General features: G+C 70.7%; 27 protein-coding genes and 1 pseudogene. 14 read left to right on the top strand and 14 right to left on the bottom strand.

Features of this window, described 5'->3' with window-relative positions; translation table 11 throughout:
* The first annotated feature begins 309 nt into the window (after positions 1–309).
* Positions 310–1350 carry an S-methyl-5-thioribose-1-phosphate isomerase gene (gene mtnA / locus H1D24_RS06980; RefSeq protein ID WP_181656507.1) on the top strand — a complete coding sequence of 347 codons (1041 nt, stop codon included), beginning with the start codon at positions 310–312 and terminating at the stop codon, positions 1348–1350.
* 69 nt (positions 1351–1419) lie between these two features.
* Here mtnA and mtnB read toward each other — a convergent pair whose 3' ends face one another.
* The 3 genes from mtnB to H1D24_RS06965 are packed head-to-tail and all read right to left on the bottom strand — an operon-like array spanning position 1420 to position 3343.
* Positions 1420–2028, bottom strand: coding sequence for a methylthioribulose 1-phosphate dehydratase (mtnB, locus tag H1D24_RS06975; protein ID WP_181656506.1), 609 nt, complete (start codon positions 2026–2028; stop codon positions 1420–1422).
* On the bottom strand, positions 2025–2747 hold the full coding sequence (gene mtnC / locus H1D24_RS06970; RefSeq protein ID WP_181656505.1) for an acireductone synthase: 723 nt from the start codon (positions 2745–2747) through the stop codon (positions 2025–2027). Before mtnC ends, mtnB begins: the two co-directional genes overlap by 4 nt.
* Positions 2744–3343 carry a 1,2-dihydroxy-3-keto-5-methylthiopentene dioxygenase gene (locus H1D24_RS06965; RefSeq protein ID WP_181656504.1) on the bottom strand — a complete coding sequence of 200 codons (600 nt, stop codon included), beginning with the start codon at positions 3341–3343 and terminating at the stop codon, positions 2744–2746. Before H1D24_RS06965 ends, mtnC begins: the two co-directional genes overlap by 4 nt.
* Before the next feature lie 573 nt (positions 3344–3916).
* Between H1D24_RS06965 and H1D24_RS06960 the strand changes: the two genes are divergently transcribed.
* The 4 genes from H1D24_RS06960 (at position 3917) to mtnK (ending at position 9199) form a co-directional block, all read left to right on the top strand.
* Positions 3917–5014, top strand: coding sequence for a substrate-binding domain-containing protein (locus H1D24_RS06960; protein WP_181656503.1), 1098 nt, complete (start codon positions 3917–3919; stop codon positions 5012–5014).
* 223 nt (positions 5015–5237) lie between these two features.
* Positions 5238–6716: a sugar ABC transporter ATP-binding protein gene (locus tag H1D24_RS06955; protein WP_181656746.1), complete on the top strand. Its 1479-nt coding sequence runs from the start codon at positions 5238–5240 to the stop codon at positions 6714–6716.
* Between the two features lie 172 nt (positions 6717–6888).
* Positions 6889–7935 carry an ABC transporter permease gene (locus H1D24_RS06950; RefSeq protein ID WP_258563894.1) on the top strand — a complete coding sequence of 349 codons (1047 nt, stop codon included), beginning with the start codon at positions 6889–6891 and terminating at the stop codon, positions 7933–7935.
* Between the two features lie 79 nt (positions 7936–8014).
* Entirely contained in the window at positions 8015–9199 is a 1185-nt protein-coding gene (gene mtnK / locus H1D24_RS06945) for an S-methyl-5-thioribose kinase (protein WP_181656502.1), read from the top strand.
* Positions 9200–9456: 257 nt separating this feature from the next.
* Here mtnK and H1D24_RS06940 read toward each other — a convergent pair.
* The 7 genes and pseudogenes from H1D24_RS06940 to H1D24_RS06915 all read right to left on the bottom strand — a co-directional run.
* A pseudogene (locus tag H1D24_RS06940) lies at positions 9457–9669 on the bottom strand (carbohydrate ABC transporter permease); the annotation flags it as partial.
* A gap of 149 nt (positions 9670–9818) precedes the next feature.
* Positions 9819–9989, bottom strand: a complete 171-nt coding sequence (locus tag H1D24_RS42150) for a cupin domain-containing protein (RefSeq protein WP_258563893.1) — start codon at positions 9987–9989, stop codon at positions 9819–9821.
* Positions 9913–10794, bottom strand: coding sequence for an oligopeptide/dipeptide ABC transporter ATP-binding protein (locus H1D24_RS06935; RefSeq protein ID WP_181656501.1), 882 nt, complete (start codon positions 10792–10794; stop codon positions 9913–9915). The genes H1D24_RS42150 and H1D24_RS06935 overlap by 77 nt, the downstream gene beginning before the upstream one ends.
* A 451-nt stretch (positions 10795–11245) precedes the next feature.
* Entirely contained in the window at positions 11246–12040 is a 795-nt protein-coding gene (locus H1D24_RS43505; protein WP_220136475.1) for an ABC transporter permease, read from the bottom strand.
* Positions 12037–13071: an aliphatic sulfonate ABC transporter substrate-binding protein gene (locus H1D24_RS06925; RefSeq protein ID WP_181656500.1), complete on the bottom strand. Its 1035-nt coding sequence runs from the start codon at positions 13069–13071 to the stop codon at positions 12037–12039. The genes H1D24_RS43505 and H1D24_RS06925 overlap by 4 nt, the downstream gene beginning before the upstream one ends.
* Positions 13068–13907, bottom strand: coding sequence for an ABC transporter ATP-binding protein (locus tag H1D24_RS06920; protein ID WP_220136474.1), 840 nt, complete (start codon positions 13905–13907; stop codon positions 13068–13070). Before H1D24_RS06920 ends, H1D24_RS06925 begins: the two co-directional genes overlap by 4 nt.
* 324 nt (positions 13908–14231) lie before the next feature.
* Positions 14232–14384, bottom strand: coding sequence for a winged helix-turn-helix transcriptional regulator (locus H1D24_RS06915; RefSeq protein ID WP_309484229.1), 153 nt, complete (start codon positions 14382–14384; stop codon positions 14232–14234).
* Positions 14385–14394: 10 nt separating this feature from the next.
* Between H1D24_RS06915 and H1D24_RS06910 the strand changes: the two genes are divergently transcribed.
* From H1D24_RS06910 to H1D24_RS06885, 7 genes are all read left to right on the top strand, one after another.
* Positions 14395–14595, top strand: coding sequence for a hypothetical protein (locus H1D24_RS06910; protein WP_309484228.1), 201 nt, complete (start codon positions 14395–14397; stop codon positions 14593–14595).
* A gap of 244 nt (positions 14596–14839) precedes the next feature.
* A complete protein-coding gene (locus H1D24_RS06905; RefSeq protein ID WP_181656498.1) occupies positions 14840–15655 on the top strand; it encodes a TauD/TfdA dioxygenase family protein in 816 nt (271 codons plus the stop codon).
* A 199-nt stretch (positions 15656–15854) separates the two neighbouring features.
* Entirely contained in the window at positions 15855–15953 is a 99-nt protein-coding gene (locus tag H1D24_RS43970) for a putative leader peptide (protein WP_374064176.1), read from the top strand.
* A gap of 185 nt (positions 15954–16138) precedes the next feature.
* Complete coding sequence (locus tag H1D24_RS06900) at positions 16139–17245, top strand: LLM class flavin-dependent oxidoreductase (RefSeq protein ID WP_181656497.1); 1107 nt, start codon at positions 16139–16141, stop codon at positions 17243–17245.
* Positions 17242–18114: an ABC transporter permease gene (locus H1D24_RS06895; RefSeq protein ID WP_374064175.1), complete on the top strand. Its 873-nt coding sequence runs from the start codon at positions 17242–17244 to the stop codon at positions 18112–18114. The genes H1D24_RS06900 and H1D24_RS06895 overlap by 4 nt, the downstream gene beginning before the upstream one ends.
* Positions 18115–18218: 104 nt before the next feature.
* Positions 18219–19256, top strand: coding sequence for a taurine ABC transporter substrate-binding protein (locus H1D24_RS06890; RefSeq protein WP_181656496.1), 1038 nt, complete (start codon positions 18219–18221; stop codon positions 19254–19256).
* Positions 19243–20037, top strand: a complete 795-nt coding sequence (locus H1D24_RS06885) for an ABC transporter ATP-binding protein (protein WP_181656495.1) — start codon at positions 19243–19245, stop codon at positions 20035–20037. Before H1D24_RS06890 ends, H1D24_RS06885 begins: the two co-directional genes overlap by 14 nt.
* A 47-nt stretch (positions 20038–20084) precedes the next feature.
* Here H1D24_RS06885 and H1D24_RS06880 read toward each other — a convergent pair whose 3' ends face one another.
* Entirely contained in the window at positions 20085–20495 is a 411-nt protein-coding gene (locus H1D24_RS06880) for a DUF4395 domain-containing protein (RefSeq protein ID WP_181656494.1), read from the bottom strand.
* Between the two features lie 260 nt (positions 20496–20755).
* On the opposite strand from H1D24_RS06880, the gene H1D24_RS06875 reads away from it, so the two are divergent.
* On the top strand, positions 20756–21190 hold the full coding sequence (locus tag H1D24_RS06875) for a TlpA family protein disulfide reductase (RefSeq protein WP_181656493.1): 435 nt from the start codon (positions 20756–20758) through the stop codon (positions 21188–21190).
* Between the two features lie 133 nt (positions 21191–21323).
* Positions 21324–22244, top strand: coding sequence for an LLM class F420-dependent oxidoreductase (locus tag H1D24_RS06870; RefSeq protein WP_181656741.1), 921 nt, complete (start codon positions 21324–21326; stop codon positions 22242–22244).
* A gap of 198 nt (positions 22245–22442) precedes the next feature.
* Here the strand turns inward: H1D24_RS06870 and H1D24_RS06865 are convergent, their stop codons facing one another.
* The 3 genes from H1D24_RS06865 to H1D24_RS06855 are packed head-to-tail and all read right to left on the bottom strand — an operon-like array spanning position 22443 to position 26012.
* Positions 22443–24149, bottom strand: a complete 1707-nt coding sequence (locus H1D24_RS06865; RefSeq protein WP_181656492.1) for a dipeptide ABC transporter ATP-binding protein — start codon at positions 24147–24149, stop codon at positions 22443–22445.
* Positions 24146–25153, bottom strand: a complete 1008-nt coding sequence (locus H1D24_RS06860) for an ABC transporter permease (RefSeq protein WP_309484227.1) — start codon at positions 25151–25153, stop codon at positions 24146–24148. Before H1D24_RS06860 ends, H1D24_RS06865 begins: the two co-directional genes overlap by 4 nt.
* Entirely contained in the window at positions 25146–26012 is an 867-nt protein-coding gene (locus tag H1D24_RS06855) for an ABC transporter permease (protein WP_309484226.1), read from the bottom strand. Before H1D24_RS06855 ends, H1D24_RS06860 begins: the two co-directional genes overlap by 8 nt.
* Positions 26013–26022 lie beyond the last annotated feature (10 nt).

The following is a 26022-nucleotide window of genomic DNA, read 5'->3' as shown; positions in this document are numbered from 1 at the left end:
GATGGCCTTCCGGGGACGTCGGGCAGCGCACGCGTGCGGCAGCGCCGAGAGGCTGAAGGAGAGGGGGAGGTCAGGAAGAACGGCGGCGCCGAACGGACGTTCAGCAGCGACAGCCGTCGCTGGCGCACCGGCCGTGGTCGAGGAAGCGGCGCATCGTCAGCAGCACACGTCCTCCTTCGCATCGGCACTCGGGCTGTGGGTGCAGGAGAGTAACACCGGAATCCGGACACCTGCGCGACCGTCTCGAACTGTGGCTGCTCCAGGTCATGTACGGTGGCGCGCATCTCGGACCATCAGGAGTGCCCCGCTATGCCCCAGGAACTTCGCGCCGTCGACTGGACGGAAAACGGTCTCGCGCTCATCGACCAGACCGCCCTTCCGCACCGCACCGAGATCCTTCAAGTCCGCGACGTGGACGCTCTGGTGGACGCCATCAAGCGGCTCGTGGTGCGCGGCGCACCAGCGATCGGTGCGGCGGGGGCGTACGGCGTGGCGCTGGCCCTGCAGCAGGGCGAGCGCGAGGGCTGGGACCGCGAGCAGCTGCTCGCGGCGGTCTCCCGGATACGCGAGGCCAGGCCCACCGCCGTCAACCTCGCCGTCTGCGTCGATCGCGTCCGGCAGCGGCTCGACGAAGGACTCGGCGCGGTGCTCGAGGAAGCCGCGGCCGTCCAGCGCGAGGACGTCGAGGCCAACCGTGCCATGGGGGCGTACGGCGCCGACTGGCTGCTGAAGCGGACAGCCGACCGAGCCGGGGACCGCCCGCTGCGCATCCTGACGCACTGCAACACGGGCGCGCTGGCCACCGCAGGCTGGGGCACGGCGCTCGGCGTCATCCGCGAACTGCACCAGCGCGGGCGGATCGAGGCGGTGTACGCCGACGAGACCCGGCCGCTGCTGCAGGGCGCCCGGCTCACCGCCTGGGAGCTGGCGCAGGAGGGCATCCCCCACTACGTCCAGGCGGACGGCGCCGCCGCGGGCACGATCCTGCGCGGCGAGGTGGACGCGGCGATCGTCGGAGCGGACCGGATCGCCGCCAACGGGGACACGGCGAACAAGGTCGGCACCGTGGGTGTCGCCCTGGCCTGCGCCGACGCCGGGATCCCGTTCGTGGTTGCTGCGCCCACCACGACCGTCGACCTGTCGACGGCGCGCGGCGCGGACATCCACATCGAACTGCGCGGCGAGGACGAGATACTTCAGTGGGCGGGCGTCCGCACCGCTCCCGCCGCCTCTCGCGGCCACAACCCGGCCTTCGACGTCACGCCTGGCCGTCTGGTGACGGCCCTCGTCACGGAGCGCGGCGTCCTTCAGGTGGCGGCGGGCGAACTCCCAGGGGACCACCTGGCCTGACGCACGGTCTGACGCACGCCGAAGGGCGCAGCCGCTCCTCAGGAGCGACGGCGCCCTTCGCTGTGCCGGTCAGCGCCCCGCCAGCTCCAGCTCCAGCAGCCACTCGACAACTTCCGTGTGGTGTCGTGCCTGACGCGGGTCCGCGCCCCAGACGTACAGGCCGTGGCCCGCCACGACGACCGCGGGCATACGGGGGTCGCGCGCCGCCTCCAGGCGGTCGCCCAGCTCCTTCATGTCCTGGCTGTTGGCGATGACCGGGAGGGTGACCTCCACGTCGTGCGCCGGCTGGCCGACGCCCTTGAGCATCTCCAGGTCCTTGAAGACGATGCCGCCCGGCTCCCGGCGGCCCATCGCCACCGACGCCACCGTGTGCACGTGCACGACCGCCCCGGCGCCCGTCAGCGCCGCCACGCGCGCGTGCAGCTCGGCCTCGGCCGAGGGCTTGCCGCCGTGGACCGCCGCGCCTGCGCCGTCCACCAGCACCACGTCACGGGCCGTCAGTTCACCCTTGTCGTGGCCGCTCGCGGTGACCGCGAGCCGCAGCGGATCGCGGGAGAGAACCGCGGACAGGTTGCCCGAGGTGCCACGCATCCAGCCGAAGGAGGCGAACCTGGCCGCCTCCGCGGCCAGTACGGCCCCGGCCTCCTCCAGGTCGAGTGCGGAGATCTCGGCGGTCACGTGGTGCTCCTTGCGATGGTGATGTCGTCGAAGACGCCGGCCTGAAGGTGGCTGCCGACGCCCTGCTCGTAGTACGGCTCCCCGGGGCGCCGTACACCCACGGTCAGCCAGCCCGCCTCCCGGGCCGCGTCCAGCTCGCCGGGCCGGTCGGAGAGGAACAGGAGACGGCCGGGGTCCGCGGCGCCGAGCGCGTCCGCGATCGCCCGGTACGACTCCGGTGACTGCTTGGGCCCGGCGTTCTCCGTGTCGTACAACCCGTCGACCAGCGGCAGCAGGTCGCCCTCGGGGCTGCTGCGGAACCAGGCGCGCTGCGCGGCCACCGAACCGGACGAGTACACGTGCAGCCGGACGCCCGCCGCGTGCCAGCGCCGCAGCGCCGGAACCACGTCCGGGAAGAAGTGCGAGGTGAGGTCGCCGCGGGCGAAGCCCTCCGCCCACACGATGCCCTGGAGGGTCTTGAGCGGGGTCGCCTTGCGGTCCTCGTCGAGCCAGGCGTTCAGCGCCTTCTCGATGCGTACGGCGTCGGCGTCCGGCTCGCCGAGCAGCTCACGCACCTGGGCGACGGCGCGCGCCACCTCTGGCTCTTCGCTCCGCTCGGCGAGCAGTGCCGCGAACCGGGCGCGCGAGTACGGGTAGAGCACGTCGACGACGAACCCCGTGGCGCTCGTGGTGCCCTCGATGTCGAGCACCACGGAGTCCACGTCGAACAGGTGGGTCACGCCGCTGCCCGGTCCTTCTCGTATCCGGCGGCGATGGTGTCGAAGTCGGGGAAGCGCTCCGAGATCCTGTCGCCGGTGAAGTTGCCGATCCAGCCATCCTCCTCGTGGAAGAAGCGGATCGCGGTGAAGGAGGGCCTGGTGCCCATGTCGAACCAGTGCGTGGTACCGCGAGGCACGCCCAGCAGGTCGCCCTTCTCGCAGTACACGGCGTGCACTTCGCCGTTTACGTGCAGATAGAAGATGCCGGAGCCGGAGACGAAGAAGCGGACCTCGTCATCGTCGTCGTGCGTGTGCTCCTGCAGGAACTTCTCCCGCGCGGCCTTCGCCTTCACCGGGTACTCGGGGTCGTCGCTCGGGTGCAGCCCCAGCACGTCGACCGTGGTGAAGCCCTCCTCGGCGTTGAGCTTGTCGATCTCAGCGCCGTACGCGGCGAAGACGGTGTCGCTGTCGGCATCCGCGGGGACGTCCTCGCGGATCGGCCACTGCTCGAAGCGCACCCCCAGCGGCGCCAGGGCGGCGGCGATCTCGGCGGGGTCCGAGGTGCGGCGCACCACGGTCTCGGGGCCGGATTCCGGCCAAGTCGTCAGCAGCGTCATGAGAACTCCAAGAGCTGGAAGGGAAGTCCGGATGCGGGTCGGGCACCGGGACCGGGACTGGTTTGCCGGGGAGAGGCCCCAGCGACGGGAGCGGCGGACTGCGCGGGGACGTGGGGCTTGGATCACCCGCGACACGCCGCGCAGGGACAGCGTCGCATCGCTGTCGCGCCTGGTGTCGTCATGGGGGGCCTCACTGTCCCGGGTCGGATGCCGGTTCCTGGGATGGTAACTCCAGGCCGCCGACTGGCGGGGTGTGACGAAGTCGTTGTCTCACTTGTTGGTATTTGGCGACTTGTGTTTTGACGCCTGGCTGAAATCGCTCACATGATCTGCATATGACGATGCTGCTGCTCGTGCGGCGGCTGTATGTGGATTTGCTCCGGTCGACCACAACCAGCTGTCGCTGAGCTTCCCCGGAGCCCTCAACCGCCCTCGGCGTTGTGTGAGTTCGTTCGCTGTGCCGATGCGCGGCCAGTGAGACGACAGGCGCACCCGGCGTGGCGCGTCCTTCCCTCTTGTCCGGTGTTTCCGGCCCGGCGTCCCCTTCCCTGCTCAACCGTCATGGAGCCACTCATGTCCCGCACCGGATTTCCCCTTGCCGCGCTTTCCCTCGCCTCCGCCTCCGTCCTCCTCGTAGCGGGCTGCTCGCAGTCGTCGAACGCCTCCAAGGACTCCGGCGATTCGGCCGCATCCGCATCCGCCGCCACCGCCGAGAAGCCCGCGCCGTTCAGCAAGGGCACCGTCAAGGTCGCCCTGGTACGGCAGAGCGGCGCCGGCGACTACTTCGAGCAGTGGGGCAACGGCGCCAAGGCGCAGGCCAAGGCCCTCGGTATCGACCTGACGGTCTACGACGCCCAGGCGGACAACGCCAAGCAGGCCACCGACCTGTCCGCGGCCATCAACTCCGGGGCGCAGGCCATCATCGTCGACCACGGATTCCCCGCCACGATCCAGCCCGAGATCGACAAGGCCGTGAAGAAGGGCATCAAGGTCGTCGTCTACGACGTCGAGACCACCAACGACAAGGTCGTCAGCACCAAGCAGGACGACGCCAGCATGGCCTCCGCCGTCCTCGACGTGATGGCGAAGGAGCTCGGCAAGGACCAGAAGGTCGGATACGTCAACGTGGCGGGCTACGCCGCCCTCGACAAGCGCGACAGCGTCTGGAAGAAGACCACCGACACCAACGGCTGGAAGCAGGCGTTCAAGGTCGGCAAGGTCACCGACTCCACCGCCACCGACAACGTCCCGCTGGTCAGCGCCGCGCTCACCCAGCACTCCGACGTGACCGGCATCTTCGCCCCGTACGACGAACTGGCCAAGGGCACGGTCCTCGCGGTCCAGAACAAGAAGCTGGCGGACAAGGTCAAGGTCTTCGGCGCGGACGTCTCCAACGCCGACATCCAGGCCATGACCGAGAAGGGCAGCCCCTGGGTCGCCACCGCGGGCACCGACCCGTCGGCGGTCGGCGCGGCCGTCGTGCGGACCACGGCGCTGGAACTGGCCGGGCAGCTGAACACGACCTCGGTCGAGTTCCCGGCGGTCGCCATCACCCAGGACTTCCTGCGCAAGAACAAGATCGAGAACATGGACCAGCTGCGCGAGGCGCTCCCGGCCCTGAACCTTGCCAAGGCCAGCGCTGCCGACTGGATCCCGAATGTCGCCCACTGAGCCGCATGCCGACGCATCGGCCGAGACGGCTGTCGGCGCACCGGAGGACATGACGGTCGGAACACCGCCGGAGCGGCCCGCGGGCGCACCGGGGGACACGGCCGTCGGCGCATCGCCGGAGCGGCCCGCGGGCGCACCGGAAGACACAGCCGTCGGCACATCACCAGAGCCGTCCGCCGGCGCACCCGGGGAGACGGCCGCGGTCTCGCTGCGCGACGTCAGCATGGCGTTCGGCGGCAAGACCGTCCTCGCCTCCGTGTCGCTGGACATCGCCCCCGGCAGCGTCGTCGCGCTGCTGGGGGCCAACGGAGCGGGCAAGTCCACCCTGATCAAGATCCTGTCCGGGGTGCGCACGGACCACGGCGGCCAGGTCCTCGTATCCGGCGAACCCGCCGCACTCCAGTCACCGCTGGCCGCCCGCCGGTTGGGCATCCAGACCGTGCACCAACGCATCGGCGAGGGCATCGTCCCTGGCCTCTCGGTCGCCGAGAACCTGGTCTTCGAGGAGCTCGCGCAGCGGCGCGGAAACCCCTTCCTCGACGGACGGCGGCTGCTCGCCCGCGCCCGCGAGATCCAGTCCGCGCTCGACCTCGGCTGGAGCGACGCACTCCTGCGCCAGGACGTCACCGAACTCGGCATCTCCGACCGGCAACTGCTCATCCTGGCCCGCGCCCTGGCCACCCGCCCACGTCTGCTGATCCTCGACGAGCCGACCTCCGCGCTCTCCGCCGCCGAGGCCGAGCGGCTGTTCGCCCTCGTCGAGCGGATGCGGGACGACGGCATCGCCGTGCTGTACGTCTCCCACCGGCTGGGCGAGATCGACGCGCTCGCCGACCGGCTGGTCGTTCTGCGAGACGGCCGTCTCACGCAGGACCAGGCGCGCCCCTTCGACTGGGACCGGGCCCTGCGCGCCATGCTCGCCCAGGAGCAGGGCGCCGGCACCGCCCGCCCCACCGACGGCAACGGCGGAACCGGCGACGTGGCCGTCTCCCTGCGCGGCGTACCGCTGCTGCCCGGCAGCGCTCCCCAGGACCTCGACATCCGGGCCGGTGAGGTCACCGGCGTCGTCGGCCTCCTTGGCGCGGGCAAAACCGAGCTGGCCCGCGGCCTGTTCGGCGCCGAACCCTTCACCGAGGGAGTCGTCGAACTGGACGGCGAACCCTTCCGGCCGCGCCGGCCCGCCGACGCGATTCGGCGCGGCGTCCACCTCGTACCGGAGGACCGGCACGCCGACGCGCTGATCCCCGGCTGGTCGCTGGCCCGGAACATCTCGCTGCCGTTCCTCAGGTCCCTGTCCAAGGCGGGCCTGGTGAGCCATGCGAAGGAGGACCGGCAGGGCCGCGACACCATCGAGCGGCTCGGCATCGTCGCCCGCGACGAGCACAGCACGGTCGAGCAGCTCTCCGGCGGCAACCAGCAGAAGGTCGTCGTCGGCCGCTGGCTCGCCGAGAGCCCGCGCGTCCTCATCCTGGACGAACCGTTCCGGGGTGTGGACATCGGCGCCCGCCGCGACATCGGCCGCAGGGCCCGCGCCCTGGCCGCTGATGGGTCCGCGGTCGTCGTCCTCTCCGCGGACGTCGACGAGGTCCTCGAGGTCGCCGACCGGGTCGTCGTCCTCGCCGCGGGCGAGATCCGCCTCGACGCGTACGGAGAAGACGCAGAGCGCGACCGCGTCATCCAGACCCTGTCGGCGTCCGTCTGATGCCCCGCCAAGGAAGCGGCGTCCGGCCGCTGCACAGCCGAAGCGGCATACGGGCGATGCCCCGCCCAGGAACCGCATCGCACTCGATACCCCGCTCAGGAACCGGCATCCGACCGATGCCCCGCCCAGGAACCGGCATCCGACCGATGCCCAGCCCGGAAAGTCGTACGGCATGACCACGACCCAGACCGCCACCGCCCCGCCCAAGACGGCGAACCCGTCGCGGGCCGCGGCCGGCCCGCACATCCAGAACGCCATCATCAAGTACGGCTTCATCTTCGTCACCGTGGCGCTCTTCGCGTTCTTCTCGCTGACGGAGCCGTCCTTCCGGGACTCGGCGACGCTCCTCGACACCCTCCGGTACGTCTCCGTCGCCGCGATCCTGGGCCTCGGGGTCACCCTCACCATGGCCGTCGGCGGGATGGACATGTCGGTCGGCGCCGTCGCCGGTCTCGGGGTCACCGTCGCCGCCAAGACCATGGTCACCTACAACCAGGTGGGTGCCGTCGCCGTCATCGCGGTCATCGCGGCCGGTGCTCTCGCCGGACTGCTCAATGCCCTGCTGATCGTCGTCCTGAGGATCCCCGACATGCTGGCCACCCTCGGCACCATGTTCGTGATCCAGGGCACGAAACTCATCCTGGTCGACGGGCAGTCCATCACGCCCGGCATGACGCTGCCCGACGGTACGACGGCACCCGGCAAGTTCACCGACGGCTTCCTCTCGATCGACCGCGGCACCGTCGCGGGCGTGCCGATCTCCGTGGTCATCTTCGGTGTGCTGACGGTGGCTGCGTGGGTGTTCCTCGCCCGCACCCGCTGGGGCCGGGTTCTTTACGCGATCGGCGCCAACCCCGAGGCCTCCCGACTGGCCGGCATCCGGGTAGGCGCGTACCGGGCCCTCGCATACGTCCTGTCGGGTGTCCTCGCCTCCGTCGGCGGGCTCATCCTGGCCTCCCGCATCGGCCAGGGCGATGTCTCCGCCGGTACGTCGCAGCTACTGGAGGCGGTCGCCGTCGCCCTTGTCGGCACCTCGGTCCTCGGCCGCGGCCGGCCCAACGTATGGGGCACGGCCCTGGGCGCCGTGCTCATCGGGATCATCACCACCGGCCTGACCATCAAGGGCCTGCCGTACTACACGCAGGACGTGGTCGAGGGCGCCGTCCTCATCCTGGCCCTCGTCTTCAGCTTCACTCTGTCCAAGCGCCGCACCCCATGAAGCCCGAGCGCCGCATCGCACAAGGCCCAAGCTCCGTAACAAGGCCCAAGCTCCCGTACCGCATAAGGAAACCGACACCATGGGTTACCGCATCCTGGAGACCGACGACATCCCGGGCTACCTGCGCGAGCGCGGCCACTGGGACGCGACCTGCGACATCGCCGTCCGCGAGGTCTCCGACGGCAACATGAACCGGGTCTTCCTCGCCGCCGCCCCGGACGGCAGCCGCAGCCTCGCCGTCAAGCAGGCCCTGCCCTGGGTGCGGGTCGCCGGGCCGTCCTGGCCGATGAACCCCGACCGCGCCGACGCCGAGGCCCGCGCCTATGCCCAGGTCGCCCGCGTCGCCCCCGACAAGATCCCGGCCATCCATGGCTACGACCCCGAGAACCATGCCCTCGTCATGGAGGACATGTCGGACCTCGAGGTACTGCGCACGCTCCTCAACGACGGCGCCTCCTACGGCCCGGACACCTCCCGCCGCATCGGCGAGTTCGTCGCCCAGCTCTCCTTCGCCACCAGCGACTTCGGTATGGCGTCCGCCGAGCGTAAGGCGCTGATCGCGGCCTCCGTCAGCCCCGAGCTGTGCAAGATCACCGAGGATGTCGTGCTCTCCGAGCCGTACATCGAGCACGAGCACAACCACTGGCACCCGGAACTGGACGACCTGGCCGCCGAGTTCCGCGCCGACACCCGCCTCCGCACCGAGGTCGCCGACCTCCGCCACACCTTCATGACGAGCGGCCAGGCGCTGCTCCACGGCGACCTGCACACCGGCAGCATCATGGTCGGCCGACGAGACGACGCTGATGTCGTACGGGTCTTCGACCCCGAGTTCTCCTTCGTCGGTCCGATCGGCTACGACCTCGGCCTGTACTGGGCGAACGTCCTCGTCTCCGAGGCCCGCGCGCACGCGCTCGGGGCCGGCGGGGACCACGCCGCCCAACTGCGACTGAGCTGGGAGGCATTCGAGGCCGAGTTCCGCCGCCTCTGGCCGTCGCGCGTCGACACCTTCTTCGACGAGGCCTACCTGGACCGGTTCCTGGACCGTGTCTGGACGGAGTCGGTCGGCTTCGCGGGTACGGAGATCATCCGCCGCATCATCGGCTTCGCGCACCTCACCGACCTGACGACACTGCCAGACCCGCTCCAGGTCCCCGCCTCCCGCCAGACACTGCTGCTGGGTCGCGAACTCGTCGTCCACCGGGCCGAGTTGGGTGACCCCGAGGCCATCCGAACCTGGATCGAGTCCATCCGCGCCTGCTGAGGGGCGGCTCGCAGCGCTGGACGCGTGGGTGCCACCGTGGCAGGCACAGCCGGAGCCGGAAGCCGGGCACCCACCGCGGCGCGCGGACGGCGGCCGCGGTCGCGCGCTGCTCGCGGCCCACCCGTGACGTGCGGCGCCACGGGGCGCACCGGCACGTGTTCCGGCTCGGTGAATGATTGCCGTAACTGGCTTCCGACGACGCGGTGTCCGTTGTCGGCACGGACCTGGTGGTCGACGGCCGCGGCTCGCTGCAGCCCTCAGCCGATCCCCGACCGCTCCACTCCAGCCACGATCCACCGCTGGAAGCAGAGGAACACGACCAGCAACGGCAGGATCGACACGGCCGCCGCGACGAACAGCTCGTGCAACCTGATGACCTGGGACGTGGTGAAGGACGACAGCGCCACCTGCACCGTCCAGGCGCTCTGGTCCTGCCCGATCACCAGTGGCCACAGGAAGCCGCGGGCTGCTGGCAGTCCTGTGAATCCGGTCAGCCGAGCAGAGCATGCGGCGTGATGGCAGCCGACGCGCGCGTGCCGACATTCGAGATCCTCGCCGGCGCGTGGGTTCCCGGCGCAAGATGCGGCGGCAGGGGTCGAAAGCGCGCACGTCCCGGCAGTCAGTCCCGCGGGTAGGCCACGACGCTGTGCGTGACGGCAGGGGACTCCTGGGTGAGGTAATAGTGCGAAGTCTGGCCGGAGAAGCGTGCCGCATCACCGGCCTCGAGCAGGTGTGGGACTCCATCGGTGAACAGGGTCACCCGGCCTTCGACCACCATGACGTACTCCATGGATCCGGGCCCGTGGGTGCTGACCTGACTCTGCGCGTGCGGATGCAGCCGCGAGCGGTAGATCGGCCAGGAGGCCGGCCACGTCGGTGGGCGCGCCGCGATCCGCATGTGCCACAGTCAGGGCCTCGCGCAGGGCGGCGCCCACGGTACGCAGCGGATTGAGCGAGGAGTAGGGGTCCTGGAACACGATCTGCGCGCGCTGCGCCAGCAGGCGCCGCTGGGCCGTGCCGGGTTGCCGGCGGGGAACCAGAGTGAGGCCCTCGACCTCCACTTCGCCCTCGTCGTACGTTTCCAGGCCGACGGCGATGCGGGCGAGCGTGGTCTTGCCCGAGCCGGACTCGCCGACCAGCGCGGTGACCATGCCCTGCGGCACCTCGAGGCTGACCCGGTGCAGGACCAGGTGGTCACCGGTGGGCGTGCGGAACGACTTGGTGACCGCCGCCATCCGCAGGCTGCCGGCGGGTGCGGCCACCCCGGGATCCGCTGACGCGGCCAGGACAGCCGGCGTGCGGGGAACCGTCAGTTCGTCCCGGATCTCCGCCAGCCGCAGGCACGCTGACAGATGCGGGACTGTGCCGGGAGACGGCTCTGCGGCGGACACGAGGCGCAGCGGTGTGGTGCGGCACTGGGGCGCGAAGTGCGCGCAGCGTGCGGCGAAGGGGCAGCCTTCCGTTCGGGCGCCCGGCGGCGGGACGGATCCCGGCATCGTCGAAAGTTCCGAGAAGCGCTTCTCGAGGGAGGGCTCGGAGGCGAGCAGGCCGGCGGTGTAGGGGTGCCGGGGGGCCGCCCGTACTGCCGATCGCAACCACCTGGTCTCCAGGGGCGAGCCCGGCGAGGCCGACCAGATCGTCGAACAACCGCGGAGGACAGACCGGCCTCGTGCGTCGTACGCCTCCGCCGCCTCGTCGAACACCGCACGCAAACCATGACGCTGCCCGCTATCGTCCACAACGCCTATCCACGCCCCGCGGAGAGCGGGCCGGCTGCCGAGATCGTGCGCGGCCGGACCCAACGAGGTTGTCCATACACCTCTCCATGCCGGGAACGGCCGTTCGTCGCCGGGGTCCTCGGTTTCCTGTCCGGCCCTTGGCCGACCGCGTCGGCGGACGCGGGTGCCTAAGCGCTCCGCTGGAAGTCCGGTGCGTCGCCTGCGGGTCCGTCGTGGCTGGTCGCGCCCACGCGGCGGAGCCGCACATGTCACAGCCCCGCGCCCCTTTCGGACGCTGCCGAACCGCACCGGACTTCACCGCACCCGCTTAGCTCCATCGGCGTACGACCTGCAGCTCCGCCACCCCCAGAAGGGCGTCGCTCGCCTTGCCGAGGAGGGCCAGCAGCACGATCGCGAGCAGCAGGATGTCCGTGCGGCCGGTGTTCTCGCTGTCGATCAGCAGGAAGCCCAAGCCCATGGAAGACGCGATGAGTTCCGCCGCGACCAGGAATAGCCAGCCCTGTGCGAGCCCGAGTCTCAGCCCGGACAGCACGGCGGGCGCAGCGGCCGGAATCAGGACCTGGGCGAGGAGGGCGGGGCCGCGCCTGCCGTAGGCGCGGCCCAGTTCCCTCAGGCGCGGGTCGACGTGGTCGAGGCCGGCCGAGACCGTCGTGTACACGGGGAAGAAGGCGCCGATCGCCACGAGCGTGATCTTCGGCGTCTCCCCGATACCGAGCCACAGCAGGAGCAGCGGGACCCACGCCAGCGAGGGCACGGCACGTATCGCCTGGACGGTCGGGGCGAGGGCGGCCCGAGCGGCCCCGGAGAGGCCCACCAGGCCGCCCAGGAGCAGACCGAGCGAGGCGCCGACGGCGAAGCCGATCAGCACCCGCTGGACGCTGATGGCGATGTGGTGCTGGAGCTCGCCCCGGTCGAGGAGACTCCGGGCGGCGTCCAGGACGGCCTCCGGCGGCGGGAGCTGGCTGCGCGTGTACGTACCGGACGTCGCCGCCAGCTGCCAGGCGATCAGGAGCGCCGCGGGCAGCAGCAGACCCGCAGCCGCGCGCAGTGCCGTACGGCCCCACCGGGACCGGACGACCGCGGCGGCGGTGATGCCGCTCACGACGCGGCGGCCTTGCGGGCGAACTGGGGGGCGTAGAGCGTGTCGAGGGCCTGGCCGACGTCCTTCGCGTCGGCGACGAGGTGCTCCGATACCAGCAGGGGTGCGATCCGCTCGAGCACCTTGGTCTGGGCGGCGCCGGGCACCGGCGAGATGTCGAGACGGGTGCGCTCGGTCAGCTGCTGCGCGGCGACGGCGGGTTCGATCTTCGCGGTGTCGGCGAGGATCTTCTCCGCCGCCTGCGGGTTCTTCTCGATCCAGGCCCGGGCCTTCTCATAACTGTCGACCACGACCTGCACCAGGTCGGGGTGGGCGTCGAGGAACTTCTCGGAGACGTTGAGGAACCCGTAGGAGTTGAAGTCGAGGTTGCGGTAGATGAGATTGGAGCCGTTGTCGATCTGGCTCTGGGAGAGGTACGGGTCGAGGCCGGCCCAGGCGTCGACCTGACCGCGTTCGAGGGCCGTCTTGCCGTCAGGGTGCTGGAGGTTGACGACGGTGATGTCACTCGCGTCCAGGCCCTCGGTCTGGAGCGCCTGCAGGAGGAAGAAGTACGGGTCGGTGCCCTTGGTGACGGCGACCTTCTTGCCCTTGAGGTCCTCGACGGAGTCCAGCTTCGAGCCCTTGGCGACGACGAGCGATGACCATTCGGGCTGGCTGTAGACGTCGACGGTCTTCAGGGGTGTGCCGTTGGCGCGCGCCAGCAGCGCGGGGGTGCCGGCGGTGGAGCCGAAGTCGATGGCGCCGGCGCGCAGGTTCTCGTTGGCCTTGTTGCTGCCCAGGGACTGGGTCCAGCTCACCTTGACGTTGTCGATTCCCTTGGCCTTGAGGGCGTCCTCCAGCCAGCCCTTGTCCTTGAGGACGAGGCTCTGGGGGTTGTAGTACGCCCAGTCGAGGCGGAGTTCAGTGGTGCCCTCGGCTGCCACGTCGTTGCCGGTGCCGGCCCTGCCGGAGGAGTCCTCGCCCTCGGCGCACGCGGCCGTGGTCAGGAGCAGCAGACCGGAGGCGAGGGCGGCGGCGAAGGTGCGGCGGTTCATCGGAGGGGCTCCTTGTGCGGAAGGGACGGAAGGGACAGGGAAGGGGAGGTGACCTGGGTACGGCCGACGCCGAGGCGGTGCAGGAGATCGGTGCGCAGCGGCACCAGTTCGAGGTCGCCGCGCTCGCGCGGGCGGGGCACCGGTACGTCGAGGGCGGCGGTGATGGATGCGGCGGGGCCCGGGCTCAACAGGACGATGCGGTCGGCGAGTTGCAGGGCCTCGTCGACGTCGTGGGTGACGAGGAGGATGGTGGTGCGGGCGGCGCTTCGGACTTCGTCGAGGAGGTCCTGCATGCGCAGCCGGGTCAGTGCGTCCAGTGCTGCGAACGGTTCGTCGAGCAGCAGCACACCGGGCCTGCGGACAAGGGCGCGCGCCAGCGCGGCGCGCTGCGCCATGCCGCCGGAGACCTGACTGGGCCGGTGCCGCCCGAAACCCTCCAGGCCCACCACCTCCAGCCAGCGCGCCACTTCGGCCCGCCGCTCCGCGCGCGGCATCCCGGTCCTCGGCAGTCCGAAGGCCACATTGGAGGCGATGCTGCGCCAGGCCATGAGGCGTGCGTCCTGGAACACGACGGCCGCCCGCCGGTCCATGTCGCGTACCGGCTCGCCGTCGACGAGCACGGTTCCGTCGGTGGGCGTGTCCGGCCCTGCGACGAGACGCAGCAGCGTGGACTTCCCGGAGCCGGAGGGACCGAGCACGGCGACGGTCTCACCGGCCGCTATCTCCAGATCGATCCCGGCGAGGACGGGGCGCGCGGACGCACCTCGTCCGAAGGTCCGGGACACACCGCGGAGTTCGACGGCTGCCGGACCACCGGTCTGCCCGGGTACGGGCACGGGTGTCTCCTTGTGTACAGACAGCAAGAGGGTGGGTCCGGGCGCACGCGCTGGCGGCGCACCGGGGGCAAGGTGAGTTTCAGGAACCCGTGTGAGGCGCCAACGATCGCGCGAAACGATCAGGGCCAGGAATGGGGCACCCGGACTGCCGGGTGATCAGCGGGTGGCGGCGCAACAGAGCGCGGCTGCGACACGTACCAGATCGACGCAGCGGCGGCAGGTCAACAACTGGCGCGGCATGCGACGATGCAAGCACGGGTGGCTCGGAGGAGTCAACGCACCGTCAGTATTCGAGACGATCATGTGCGGCGGCCTCTTACCTGCTCAGGAGCGTGCGTCATACGCCTTCCGCGCCTCGTCGATGTCGTCGATGTGGTCCAGGGCCCAGTCGAGCAGGCTGCGCACCGTCTCGAGCAGCGTCCGTCCGAGTGGCGTGAGGTCGTAGTCGACACGGGGTGGCACGACGGGATGCACCACGGCGATCTGGGTGGTCGGCGCCCAGAAGATCGTCCCGGACGTGGCGACCGGGCTCCGCCGCATCCGGGACTACAGCCTGCCGAAGGAATGGCGCCGACTGCAGGAGAACTACGGCCAGACGTCGTTCATCGGCAAGATCCTGATCGTGGAGCGCGAAGCCTTCCCCGAGCGTGGCGTGGTGGTCCTTGTCCGCGAAAGCGTGGGCTTCTGACTCGCTTCCCTCACTTCCCCATGGGCGGCGGCCCGAGGGAATTTCATGCAGCTGCAACGATCCATTCCTCAACTGCCTGCTAGACATGGTGAGGTGAGCTCTCCAGCGCTGTACCGCAGGTTGTACGTGGATCTGGCGCGCGTCGACACGTCCACGTGTCGACGCTCCTGACGTCGCCTCCCCGTTCTGTGTGAGGCGACCGCCCCTGCGTCATTCGTGTACGGCAACACTGAGAGGGACAGCCATGACCACCACTGTCGCGAGCTACGAGATACGGCGGGCAGGTCCGCGGTTCGGTGCGGAGGTGACCGGCATCGACCTGACGGCCGGCGTCGACGACCGAACCGCCGAGGAACTGCGCCGGGCGTTCCGGGAGCACAAGGTGCTGGTGTTCCGCGACCAGCACCTCACACCGGATCAGCACGTCGCGGCCGTACGCATCTTCGCGGAGCCCTTCGACCACCCGACCGCGGTGAAGGATCCCGTCAATCCGCTGGTCTATCCGTACAACGTCCAGCAGACCGGCAAGGCCAGCACCTGGCACATCGGCGGGCTGTGGCGGAAGCCCGTCTTCGCGATCGAGTCGCTGACCTACGAAGTCGTGCCCGAGCTGGGCGGACACACCCTGTGGGCCGATCTGCAGGCTGCGTACGACGATCTGTCCGAGCCGTTCAAAGAGCTCCTCGAATCGGTGAGTGCGGTCTACGACGCCAATGCGGAGAACTACGCACAGGGCAGCAAGCGTGTCGCGGTCGAGGAGACCGTCGAGCATCCGGTCGTTCTCAAGCACCCCGAGACGGGCCGGAAGGGACTGTTCATCAGCACCTCGGCGATCGGTCTGACGGGCGTCACGGCACAGGAGGGCAAGGTGCTGCTCGAGCACCTGCTCAGGCACGCTTCGTCACCCGACTACACGATCCGCTTCGGCTGGAACCCCGGTGACTTCGTGCTCTGGGACAACCGTGCGACCTGGCACTACGCCGTGGACGACTACGGCGACGGCGCCCGCGTCTACCGCAAGGTCATCGGGGTGGAGCCGGTGCAGCAGCCAGCAGCCTGACGACATCCGGTGAAGACGCCGTGCGCCTGCCGCCCTTTCGCTCAGGCGCACGGCATCATCCTTCTGCTGCAGGTCGGAGGCGGTTCGCGTACGACCGGGCAGAGTCGGTTGCCGATAGACGGTCCCATAATCCAAGATCTCAGAGTCCACATGGCGGACTCGACTTGTTGTCGACACGAGGCCCGGTCAGGATGCACGCATGAACCCCGCCCTCGTCTCCCGCCGCCACGTGGACCTTCTGCGTGTCTCGGGGATGCTGTGTCGGGCCACCTCGCTCTGTCGCGCGGCCTGTTGCTGAGCGCTCAACCGAGCCTCCGCACCCCTTCACACCGCTGACGGCATCGTTCGTCGTCTCGGTCGTCGCCGCCCCTGATTCTCTCTCAGCGACTCATCCTCAGCCCCGGACTTCCGGGCTGGCCGGCCGCATCGCGCGTGTTGCGCGGCCGACTGCCCCGTGTCCGCTCTCCTCCGAGGTGCCCCAGCATGACCTCCCCTGCCCCCGTACTGCATTGGTTCCTGCCCACCGGCGGTGACGGCCGCGATCCCGGCGGTGTCACCGCAGTTCAGGGCCGCACCACCACCGCCACCCGACGCGGCGCCGACCTCGGCTATCTCGCCCAGGTCGCCCGCGCGGCCGAACGGTCGGGCTTCGCCAAGCTGCTGACTCCGGTGGGCCTGGGCTGCGTGGATCCCTGGGTGCTGACCCCGGCCGTCGCCGCGGTCACCGAGCGGATCGGTTTCCTCGTCGCTTTCCGTGCCGGGCTCGTCCAGCCGACGCTGCTTGCGCAGCAGGCGGACACGTTCCGCCGCCTGTTCGGCGATCGCATCGCACTGAACGTGGTCACCGGCGGGGATCCGGCCGAGCAGAGGGCGTACGGCGATCATCTGCCCAAGGACGAGCGATACGTCAGGACCAGTGAAATCATGCACGTGGTACGCGAGTTGCTCGACGGCAAACCCGTCGAATTCGTGGGCCGACATGTGCGCGTGGAGGGTGCACGCCTGGACGCGCCCGCTGTGGAGTCGTACGTCCCCCTCTACTTCGGCGGCGCGTCCCCGGCCGCCGAGGAGGTCGCGGCGCGCCACGCCGCGGTGCAGCTGCTGTGGGGCGAACCCCCGGCCGCGCTCGCCGAGCGCATCGCCAGGGTGCAGGCCAAGGCCGCACAGCTGGGCCGCACCCTGCGCTTCGGCCTCCGGCTGCACGTCATCACCCGCGACACCGCCGCCGAGGCGTGGTCGGAGGCCGACCGCATCCTCGCCGGGTTCGATCCCGGGGCGGTCCGCGCCTCCCAGGAGCGCTTCGCCCGCATGGACTCCACCGGGCAGGCACGGATGACCGCCCTGCATGGCGGTTCGGCCGAGAACCTGACCGTCGCACCCAACCTGTGGGCGGGCATCGGCCTCGTCCGCGAAGGCGCCGGCACCGCGTTGGTCGGCTCGCACGACGAGGTCGCCCAGCGGCTCTTCGAGTACAGGCAGCTCGGCATCGACGAGTTCATCCTGTCCGGCTATCCGCACCTCGAAGAGGCCTACCGGGTCGGCGAAGAGGTGGCTCCCCGGCTGCTGGCCCTCACGGAGGCGGCAGCGTGACTCTGCTCAAGGACACCGAACAGGGCACCGAGCCCGCGCCGACGACGGCAGCACCGCACACGGGGCGGCGCACGTGGGCGGGAGCGGCCGCGCTGCGCTGGACTGCGCTGCGGCTCCTCGCCCTCGCCGTGCTCCTCGCCGTCTGGCAGGCCGTGGTCGCGGCAGGCGTCTGGCCGCGCGTCCTCGTCCCGTCCCCCGGGGACGTGTGGCACGCCTTCGTCAAGGCGTCGACCGTCCACGACGGGGTGCGCGGATTCAGCAACCACCTGCTCGTCGAGCACCTGGCGGTCTCGCTGCGCCGGATCGGCATCGGCACCGGCTACGCGGCCCTCGTCGGCATTCCCCTGGGCCTGCTGATCGGCGTGGTGAAGCCACTCGCCGTGGTCCTGGAGCCGGCCGTCACCTTCCTGCGTACGCTGCCTCCGCTGGCGTATCTCTCCCTGCTGGTCATCTGGTTCGGCATCGACGAGTCCCCGAAGATCTGGCTGCTCGTCATCGCCGCACTCCCGCCCATCGCGGCGGCCACCGCTGCGGCGGTCCGCGGGGTGCCGGCCGACCTGGTGGAGGCAGCGCGGGCGCTGGGCGCCGGGCCCGTGTCGCTACTGCTGTCCGTACGCCTGCCTGCCGCCCTGCCGGAGATCCTCACCGGTGTGCGGATCGCCGTCGGAATCGCGTACACCTCGGTCGTCGCGGCCGAGACGGTCAACGGCGTGCCCGGCATCGGAGGCATGATCCGTGACGCCCAGCGCTACAACCAGACCGACGTCGTCATCGCCGGGATCATCGCCATCGGCCTCTCCGGGATCGTCCTCGACGCGCTGTTCAAAGGCGTGGAGCGGGTGGCGGTGCCGTGGCGGGGCCGCGTCTGAAGCCCTGCGCCCGCTCACCTCCTGCGTCTTCTTGCCCCTTCCTCGTTACCCGGGGCGCATTGCCACCGCCGACCCGCTCCATGTCTCCCTACGAAGGAACCGTCATGCCCTCATCCCCCCGCCGCGCCGTTCTCCTCGCCTCCGCCACCGCCCTGGTCGCGCTGACCGCGACCGCCTGCGGCGACGGCGCCGATGCCACCACCGGTGGTGGCAAGACGCAGGTACGCATCGCCTACCAGGCGATACCCAACGCCGATCTGGTGGTGAAGAACCAGCGCCTCCTGGAGAAGGCGCTCCCGGACGTCGACGTGAAGTGGGTGAAGTTCGACTCGGGCGGCGACGTCAACACGGCGGTGATCGCGGGATCGGTGGATCTCGGCCTGGCCGGCTCCAGCCCGGTAACCAAGGGGCTGTCGGCGCCGCTGAACATCCCGTACAAGGTCCTGTGGATCCACGACCTGATCGGCGAGAACGAGGCCCTCGTCGCGAAGAAGGGCATCACGTCCGCCAAGGGCCTCAAGGGCAAGAAGATCGCCACGCCCTTCGGATCCACCTCCCACTACTCCCTCCTCGCGGCACTGGAATCGGCCGGTCTCAAGGCCTCCGATGTGACGCTCGTCGACCTCCAGCCGCAGGACGCACTCGCAGCCTGGCAGCGCGGCGACATCGACGCCGCATACGTGTGGACGCCGACGCTCACCGAGCTGGAGAGGGACGGCACGGTCCTCGTCACCAGCCGTGAGATCGCCGAGCAGGGCAAGCCGACCGCAGACCTCGGCGTGGTCACCGACGCGTTCGCGGCCAAGCACCCGAAGATCGTGGACGCCTGGCTCAAGGCGGAGGACCAGGCGGTCAAGCTGACCAGGAGCAACCCCGACAAGGCGGCCGCCGCCATCGGCGCCGAGCTGAACCTCAGCCCGCAGGACGCCAAGAAGCAGCTCGCCCAACTCGTGCTGCTCACAGCGAAGCAGCAGCAGGGAGCCGACTACCTCGGCAAGCCCGGCGCGCCCGGCGCACTCGCCGAGAACCTGCACGACGCGGCCGTCTTCCTCAAGGACCAGAAGGCCATCGACGCGGTGCCGGACCAGTCGGTCTTCGACAAGGCCCTCGCGGTGAAGGAGCTGTCCCGTGTCGCCGACTGAGGCCACATCGCCCGCTGAGACCACCGCGCCCGCGTCCGACATCGAACTGTCGGGCATCAGCGTCCGCTACGGCACGGCCAAGGCCCCTGTGACGGCGGTCGCCGACGTGTCTCTGACCGTGGACCGCGGTGAGTTCGTGGTGCTGGTCGGCCCGTCCGGCTGCGGCAAGACGACACTGCTCCGCCTGGTGGCGGGCTTCCAGCAGCCCGCAGGCGGGACGGTGAAGGTACGCCGGAAGGTCGGCGTCGTCTTCCAGCAGCCGCGCCTGTTCCCCTGGCGCACCGTGGGCGGCAACCTCTCCTTCGCATTGGCACGTCACGGCGTCGTACGAACCGAACGAGCAGCCCGTACGGAGGAGTTGCTGTCCCTGGTCGGCCTGTCCGGCATGGCCCGGCGCCGCACCTGGGAGCTGTCGGGCGGACAGCAGCAGCGAGTGGCCATCGCGCGGGCGCTGGCCGCCGAACCGCAGATCCTGCTGATGGACGAGCCGTTCGCCGCACTGGACGCGCTGACCCGCGAACGCCTCCAGGAGGAGGTCAGGACACTGGCGGCCGTCACCGGCACGACCGTCCTGTTCGTCACGCACTCCGCGGAGGAGGCCGTCCTGCTCGGCTCCCGCGTCGTGGTGATGGCGGCAGGCCCGGGACGCGTGATCGACGAGGTGCCGGTCCCGCTCCCGCGCGAGGCGACGACCGATGTGGCCGCCTTGCGCGGGGATCCAGGGTTCGCCGTCCTGCGCACCGAACTGGCGGCCGTCACGCGGGACGCGGCGACCGCCTGAAGTCCGGGGCGGGGGCGTGTGATCGGCCTTCCGCCCGTGCCGCTTGCTCAGGCGCTTCGGAAGCGGCGGATGATCAGGTACATCTCGCAGCCGAGGCAGTAGCCGAAGGCCGCGTTGAGGAAGGCCGCGGCAAGGGCGAGCGCGGTCGCGGACAGGCCGAGCCACTCGACGCCGGCAAAGTAGCCGACCGTGCCGATCAGACCGAAGCCGAAACCGACACCCTGCGCGAAGCGCGGCGGCCGGACGTCCTCCAGCTCGCGCGGCGGGGCGAGCCTGGGCCGGACGGCGACCCGGTACAGCCAGCCGTACGGGGAGTACTGCAGGCCCGCGAACGCCCCGAGTGCGAAGACCACGGTCTGTACGGCAAGCAGGCCGCCGCTGCCGGTGATCAATACCGCGATGAGGACAAGTGTGGTGAGCACGGCGGCGAAGCGGGGGCCGCGCGGGTCGATCTGCATGCGAGGGACTCCGGGAGAAAGGGGGGAAGGCGATCGGGCCGACACAGGCGTCAGCGACAGCGGCAGGCTGTGACCCGGCAGAGGTCGACCACGCGACGGGTGGTCAGCCGCAGCGGCCGGGGAGGGGAGTCCATGGCCGTCATGGTAGCCGTGCGGTACCGAGTGGTCGATGGCCGGTCGGCGCCTACGGTTCGCTGGGTTCAGAGGGTTCAGAGGGTTGAGACGGTTCGGAGGGCTCGAGAGTGATGGAGACTGGTCCTATGACCGGGTTGGTGGTGTGTGTCGCGGTGCTCGTTCTGGCGAGCGTCTTCGGGCTGGTGCGGGCGCCGCGCAACGGCAGGGTCCGGGAGCGGCCCGGCGATGGTGCCGTGCGTTTGTCGGCGGCCGAGCTCGGGGCCGAGCTGGGGGAGCGGGTGACGCTGGTTCAGTTCTCCACCGCCTTCTGCTCGCCCTGCCGGGCGACACGTCGGTTGCTGACGGAGATCGTCGGGACGGTGCCGGGCGCTGCGCATGTGGAGATCGACGCGGAGGACCGGCTTGAGCTGGTCAGGCGGCTGCAGATCCTGCGCACACCCACCGTGCTCGTGCTCGACCCGCACGGCCGGGTCGTCGGCAGGGCTTCCGGGCAGCCTCGGCGCGCGGACGTGATCGCGGCGATCGGCAACGCGACCGGGGCCTCCGCAGCCCCGTCGTGATCCGCGTCCCTCGCCAACGTGCTCTGACCGGTCGGCGCCCCGTCATGGCAACGATGGCCCCGTTACGAGGCCGCCATGAGGTTGTCACACGCAAGCTGGAATGCCGGGCGTGAACGTGCCGGTTGCCCTGGGTATGACCATCGGAGTAGCGATCAACCCGGCCTCTCAACGGATCGACGGCATTGTGCAGCTCGCGCGGGAGGCCCACGAGGCCGGACTGCGCTCTGCGTGGTTCGGTCAGACCTTCGCGTACGACTCCCCGTCGCTTGCCGCGATCGTCGGCCGCGAGGTACCCGGCCTGCATGTCGGGACCTCCGCGATCCCCGTCTTCGGCCGCCATCCTCTGCTGATCTCGAGCCAGGCCCAGACAGCCCAGGCCGCCACCGACGGCCGCTACCACCTCGGGCTCGCACTCGGCACCAAGTTCCTGACCGAGGACGCCTTCGGCATCCCGTTCGAACGCCCCATCGCCCGGCTCCGGGAGTTCCTCACCGCCCTGCGCCAACTGCTCGAAACGGGCAGTGCCGACTTCCACGGCGAGCTGCTGACCGCCACCACACCGCTGCCGGCTGCGGTGCCGGGCGCCGAACCGCCCGTGCCGCTCCTGGTCGCCGCCATGGGACCGCAGGCACTGCGCGTCACCGGCGAACTCGCCGACGGTGTCCTTCCGTACCTGGCCGGCCCGCGTGCCCTCGCCGAGCACATCGTCCCGGCCGTCACCGCCGCAGCCGCGGCGGCGGGCCGACCGGCACCCCGGATCGTGGCGCTCGTCCCCGGCGTGGTCACCGCTGACGCCGAGGCCGTGCGCGAGACCGCGACCGAGACCCTTGCGTTCTACGAACAGATTCCTTCTTACGAGCGTGTCATCGGGCTCTCCGGCGGCACTCGGGCCGCCGACCTGGCCGTGATCGGTGACGAGGAGACCGTCGCCGCCGAGGTGCGCCGCTACCGCGAGGCGGGGGCGACGGAGGTGGTGTTCACTGCGACGGAACTGGGTGGTGAGGCCGACCGACGCCGCACCTGGAAGCTGCTCGGAGAGCTCGCGAACCACTGAGCGCTCCTGCCGGGCAGGTCGCCGGACCGACAGCGCTCAGAGCGGTCCCCCGACCCCCCTGACCAGGGTGCCTGCCCGGCCATGACCCTCCCCGGCCAGACCCGCCGTGACGGCCCGGGCAACGACCGGCCTTCCCCCCAGATCCGCCGTGGCGCCCGGGCAACGACCGGGCGCCACGGCGGACAGGCACCGGGCCGGCTATCGGGCAGCCGCCCTGAGTACCCCACTGTCGGCGCTTCTGCGGGCCGCACGTCGCAGGGCCGCCTCCGCCGGATCGAGCACCGGGACGGCTGCCAGCAGAGCCTTGGTGTAGGGGTTCTGCGGGGCGTCGTAGACCGTGTCCGCCGGGCCCTCCTCGACGACGGTGCCCTGGCGCATGACCACCACCCGGTCGCTGGCGTGACGCACCACCGCGAGGTCGTGGGCGATCAGCACCAGCGCGAGCCCGAGGTCGCGTTGAAGCTCTGCCAGGAGGTCCAGGACCTGTGCCTGGGTGGTGACGTCGAGTGCGGAGACCGGCTCGTCGCACACGACGAGCTTCGGTCCGGGTGCGAGGGCGCGGGCGATGCCGACGCGCTGGCGCTGACCGCCGCTGAACTCGTGCGGATAGCGGTGGTACCACCGCGGGTCGAGCCCGACGCGCTCCAGAAGTTCCCGCGCGCGCCGTGTGATCTCCGCGTCGGTGAGGGTTCCGGCGGCGCGCAGCGGGTCGGCGACGGACTCGCCGATGCTGCGGCGCGGGTTCAGCGAGGAGACCGGGTCCTGGAACACCATCTGCAGGTCGCTGTGGATACCGGTCAACTCGCGCCCTCCGTACCGGACGGAGCCACCGCTCGGCTCCAGCAGGCGGACCAGCATCCGGCCCAGCGTGGTCTTGCCGCTGCCCGACTCGCCGACGACGCCGAGGGTCTCGCCCTGCGCGACGGTCAGCGACACACCGTCCACGGCGACCGTACGGTCCTTCCTGCGCCCGAACTCCCTGCGCACCTCCACTGCTTCCAGCAGGACGTCCCCACCGGATGCGGACGAGGGAACGGCGGTGGAGGCGACTGGGACGCGCCGGGTCTCCACCCGCGGCACAGCTGCCAGCAGCTCACGGGTGTACGGCCGCTGCGGGGCACTGAGGACCGTGCCGACCGGGCCGCGCTCGACGGCGCGCCCGCCGCGCATCACCAGCATGTCCTCCACGCTGCCCGCCACCACACCCAGGTCGTGGGAGACCAGGACAAGGCCCATGCCGGTCTCGGTGCGCAGGTCGTGCAGCAAGTCGAGGATCTGCGCCTGGACCGTCACGTCCAGTGCGGTGGTCGGTTCGTCGGCCACCAGCACCCGCGGATCGCAGGCGAGCGCCATCGCGATCAGGGCGCGCTGCCGCATGCCGCCGCTGAACTCGTGCGGACGCGACCGGGAGCGACGCGCCGCGTCCGGGATGCCGACCCGGTCCAGCACCGCCACCGCCCGCTCGCGCGCCGACCGCCGGGAGACGTGCGGCGCGTGTGTCCGGTGGACCTCGGCGATCTGGTCGCCGATGGCCATGTACGGGTCGAGGGATGACAGCGGGTCCTGGAAGACCATGGCGGCGGTGCCGCCGCGCAGGCGGTGCAATTCCCGTACGGATGCGGTCCCCACGTCGATTCCACCGACCCGTACGGTGCCGGTCAGGCGTGCTCCGGTGCCGCGGTGAAGGCCCAGCAGCGCCGCGGCAACCGTGCTCTTGCCGGAACCGGACTCACCCACGATGCCGAGTGCCTGCCCCGCGGTGAGCCGGAAGGAGAGGTCGTCGACCGCGCGTACGGTCTCCTCGCCCGTGGGGAAGTCGACGGTCAGCCCTTGGACGTCGATCAGCGACTCCGCCGGCGCGGGGTCCGCCTCCGCCGCCGAACCCGTCGGCTGCTCCGGTGTCATGACAGGACCACCCTTCGGTCGGCCAGCGCGTAGAGGACATCCGCGAGGGCGTTGGCGAGCACCACGGCGGTCCCGATGACAAGGACCACGCCGACGACCACCGGCAGGTCGACGGAGCGGACACTCTCGATGAGGAGCCGGCCCAGGCCCGGGATGCCGAAGAGCTGCTCGGTGAGCATCGCGCCGCCCATCATCGACCCCAGGTCCAGGGCGCTCAGGGCGATCACCGGAGGCAGCGCACCGCGCAGTGCGTGCCGGGTGACGACGGCGCGTTCACTCACGCCGTACGCGCGGAAGGTGCGGATGTGGTCCTCCGCGAGGACCTCGAGAGTGGAGGAGCGGGTGAGCCGGGCATACTTCGCGCTCTCGAAGAGGCCCAGCGTCAACCAGGGCAGCAGCATGTTCCAGGCCCACTGCTCGGGGTCCTGGGACAGCGGCACGTACGACGGGAACGGCAGCCACTGCAGATAGGCGCACACGGCCATGAGCAGCAGCAGACCCAGGATGAAGACCGGGGTGCCGGTCCCCGCCAGCGTGAGGACGGTCAGTACGCGCTCGGTCGCCCCGCCGCGGCGCAGCGCGGACAGCAGACCCGTGCCGACCCCCAGCGCCAGCCACACCACCATCGCACCGAAGGCGAGCGAGGCGGTGGCCGGCAGTCCTGCCAGGATCAGCGTGGTGACCTGCTGGTCGTTCTGGTGGGACAGGCCCAGGCAGGGTGCGGCGCAGTGCTGCAGCGAGGTGCCCGCCGAGTAGTCGCGTCCCGCGAACAGGCCCTGCAGGAAGTGCAGATACTGGGCGAACGCCGGCTCGTCGAGTCCCAGCTGCCCGCGTACCTGCGCCACCTGGGCCGGACTGCACCGCTCCCCGCACGCCAGCTGGGCGGGGTCACCGGGGACGAGATAGAAGAGCGCGTACAGGGCGGCGGACAGCACCAGCAGCACCAGTACGGCACCCAGCAGGCGCTTCGCCGCGAAGCGCACGCCGGGGAAACGGTCAGTCACGGGTCTTCTCCTTGCGGGTGCCCACCCGCAGACGGCTGGCCTCGCGCGGGTCGAGTGCGGTGCGTACCGCGTCGCCGAGGACGGTGAAGGCGAGGACGGTGGCGAACAGCAGCACGGACGGCAGCAGGACATACATGGGGTCGGCACGGAACCAGGTGGTCGCCGTCGACAGCATCTGGCCCCACGAGGGCGTGGGCGGCTTCACACCGATGCCGAGGAACGACAGCGACGCCTCCAGCACGATGTTCGACGGGAGCAGGATCGACGCGTAGGTGATGACGGGCGCCGCGAGCGACGGCAGAAGCTCCCGCCGGACCACGCGCAAGGGACCCGAGCCGCCCAGCCGGGCCGCCGCGACGAAGTCGAGGCGGCGCAGGGTCAGGGTCTGGGCCCGTACGACCCGCGATGTGCCGCCCCAGTTGAGGATGCCCATGACCAGGATGAGCAGCAGCGGGCGCGGAAAGTCGTCGGGTACGACGGTGGTCAGCGCGATGGCGAGGACCAGCATCGGCAGCGCCACCATCACATCGGTGACCCGGCTGAGGACCTGGTCCGCCCACCTGCTGCCGAGCGCCGCGGCCAGGCCCACGCTCACGCCGATCACCACCTGCAGCAGCGTCGCCCCCGCCGCCACGAGCAGCGACACCCGTGCTCCGTACACCAGCCGGGCGAACAGATCACGGCCGGTGCCCGGCTCGATCCCCAGCCAGTGCTCGCCGCTGACACCGCCGAACGAACCCTTCGGCGCACCGCCGCTCGCGGAGTCGACCAGCTCGTCGTGGTAGGTGTACGAGTCCTGGCCGCTGAGCGCCGTGAGCAGCGGCGCGGCGAGGGCGACGAGGACCAGCGCGGAGAGCACCGCGCCCGCG

Source organism: Streptomyces himalayensis subsp. himalayensis (assembly GCF_013778455.1).
GTDB classification, from domain to species: domain Bacteria; phylum Actinomycetota; class Actinomycetes; order Streptomycetales; family Streptomycetaceae; genus Streptomyces; species Streptomyces himalayensis.
Note: the sequence above shows the minus strand (reverse complement) of the source record. Positions and strands in the feature narration are given on the sequence as shown.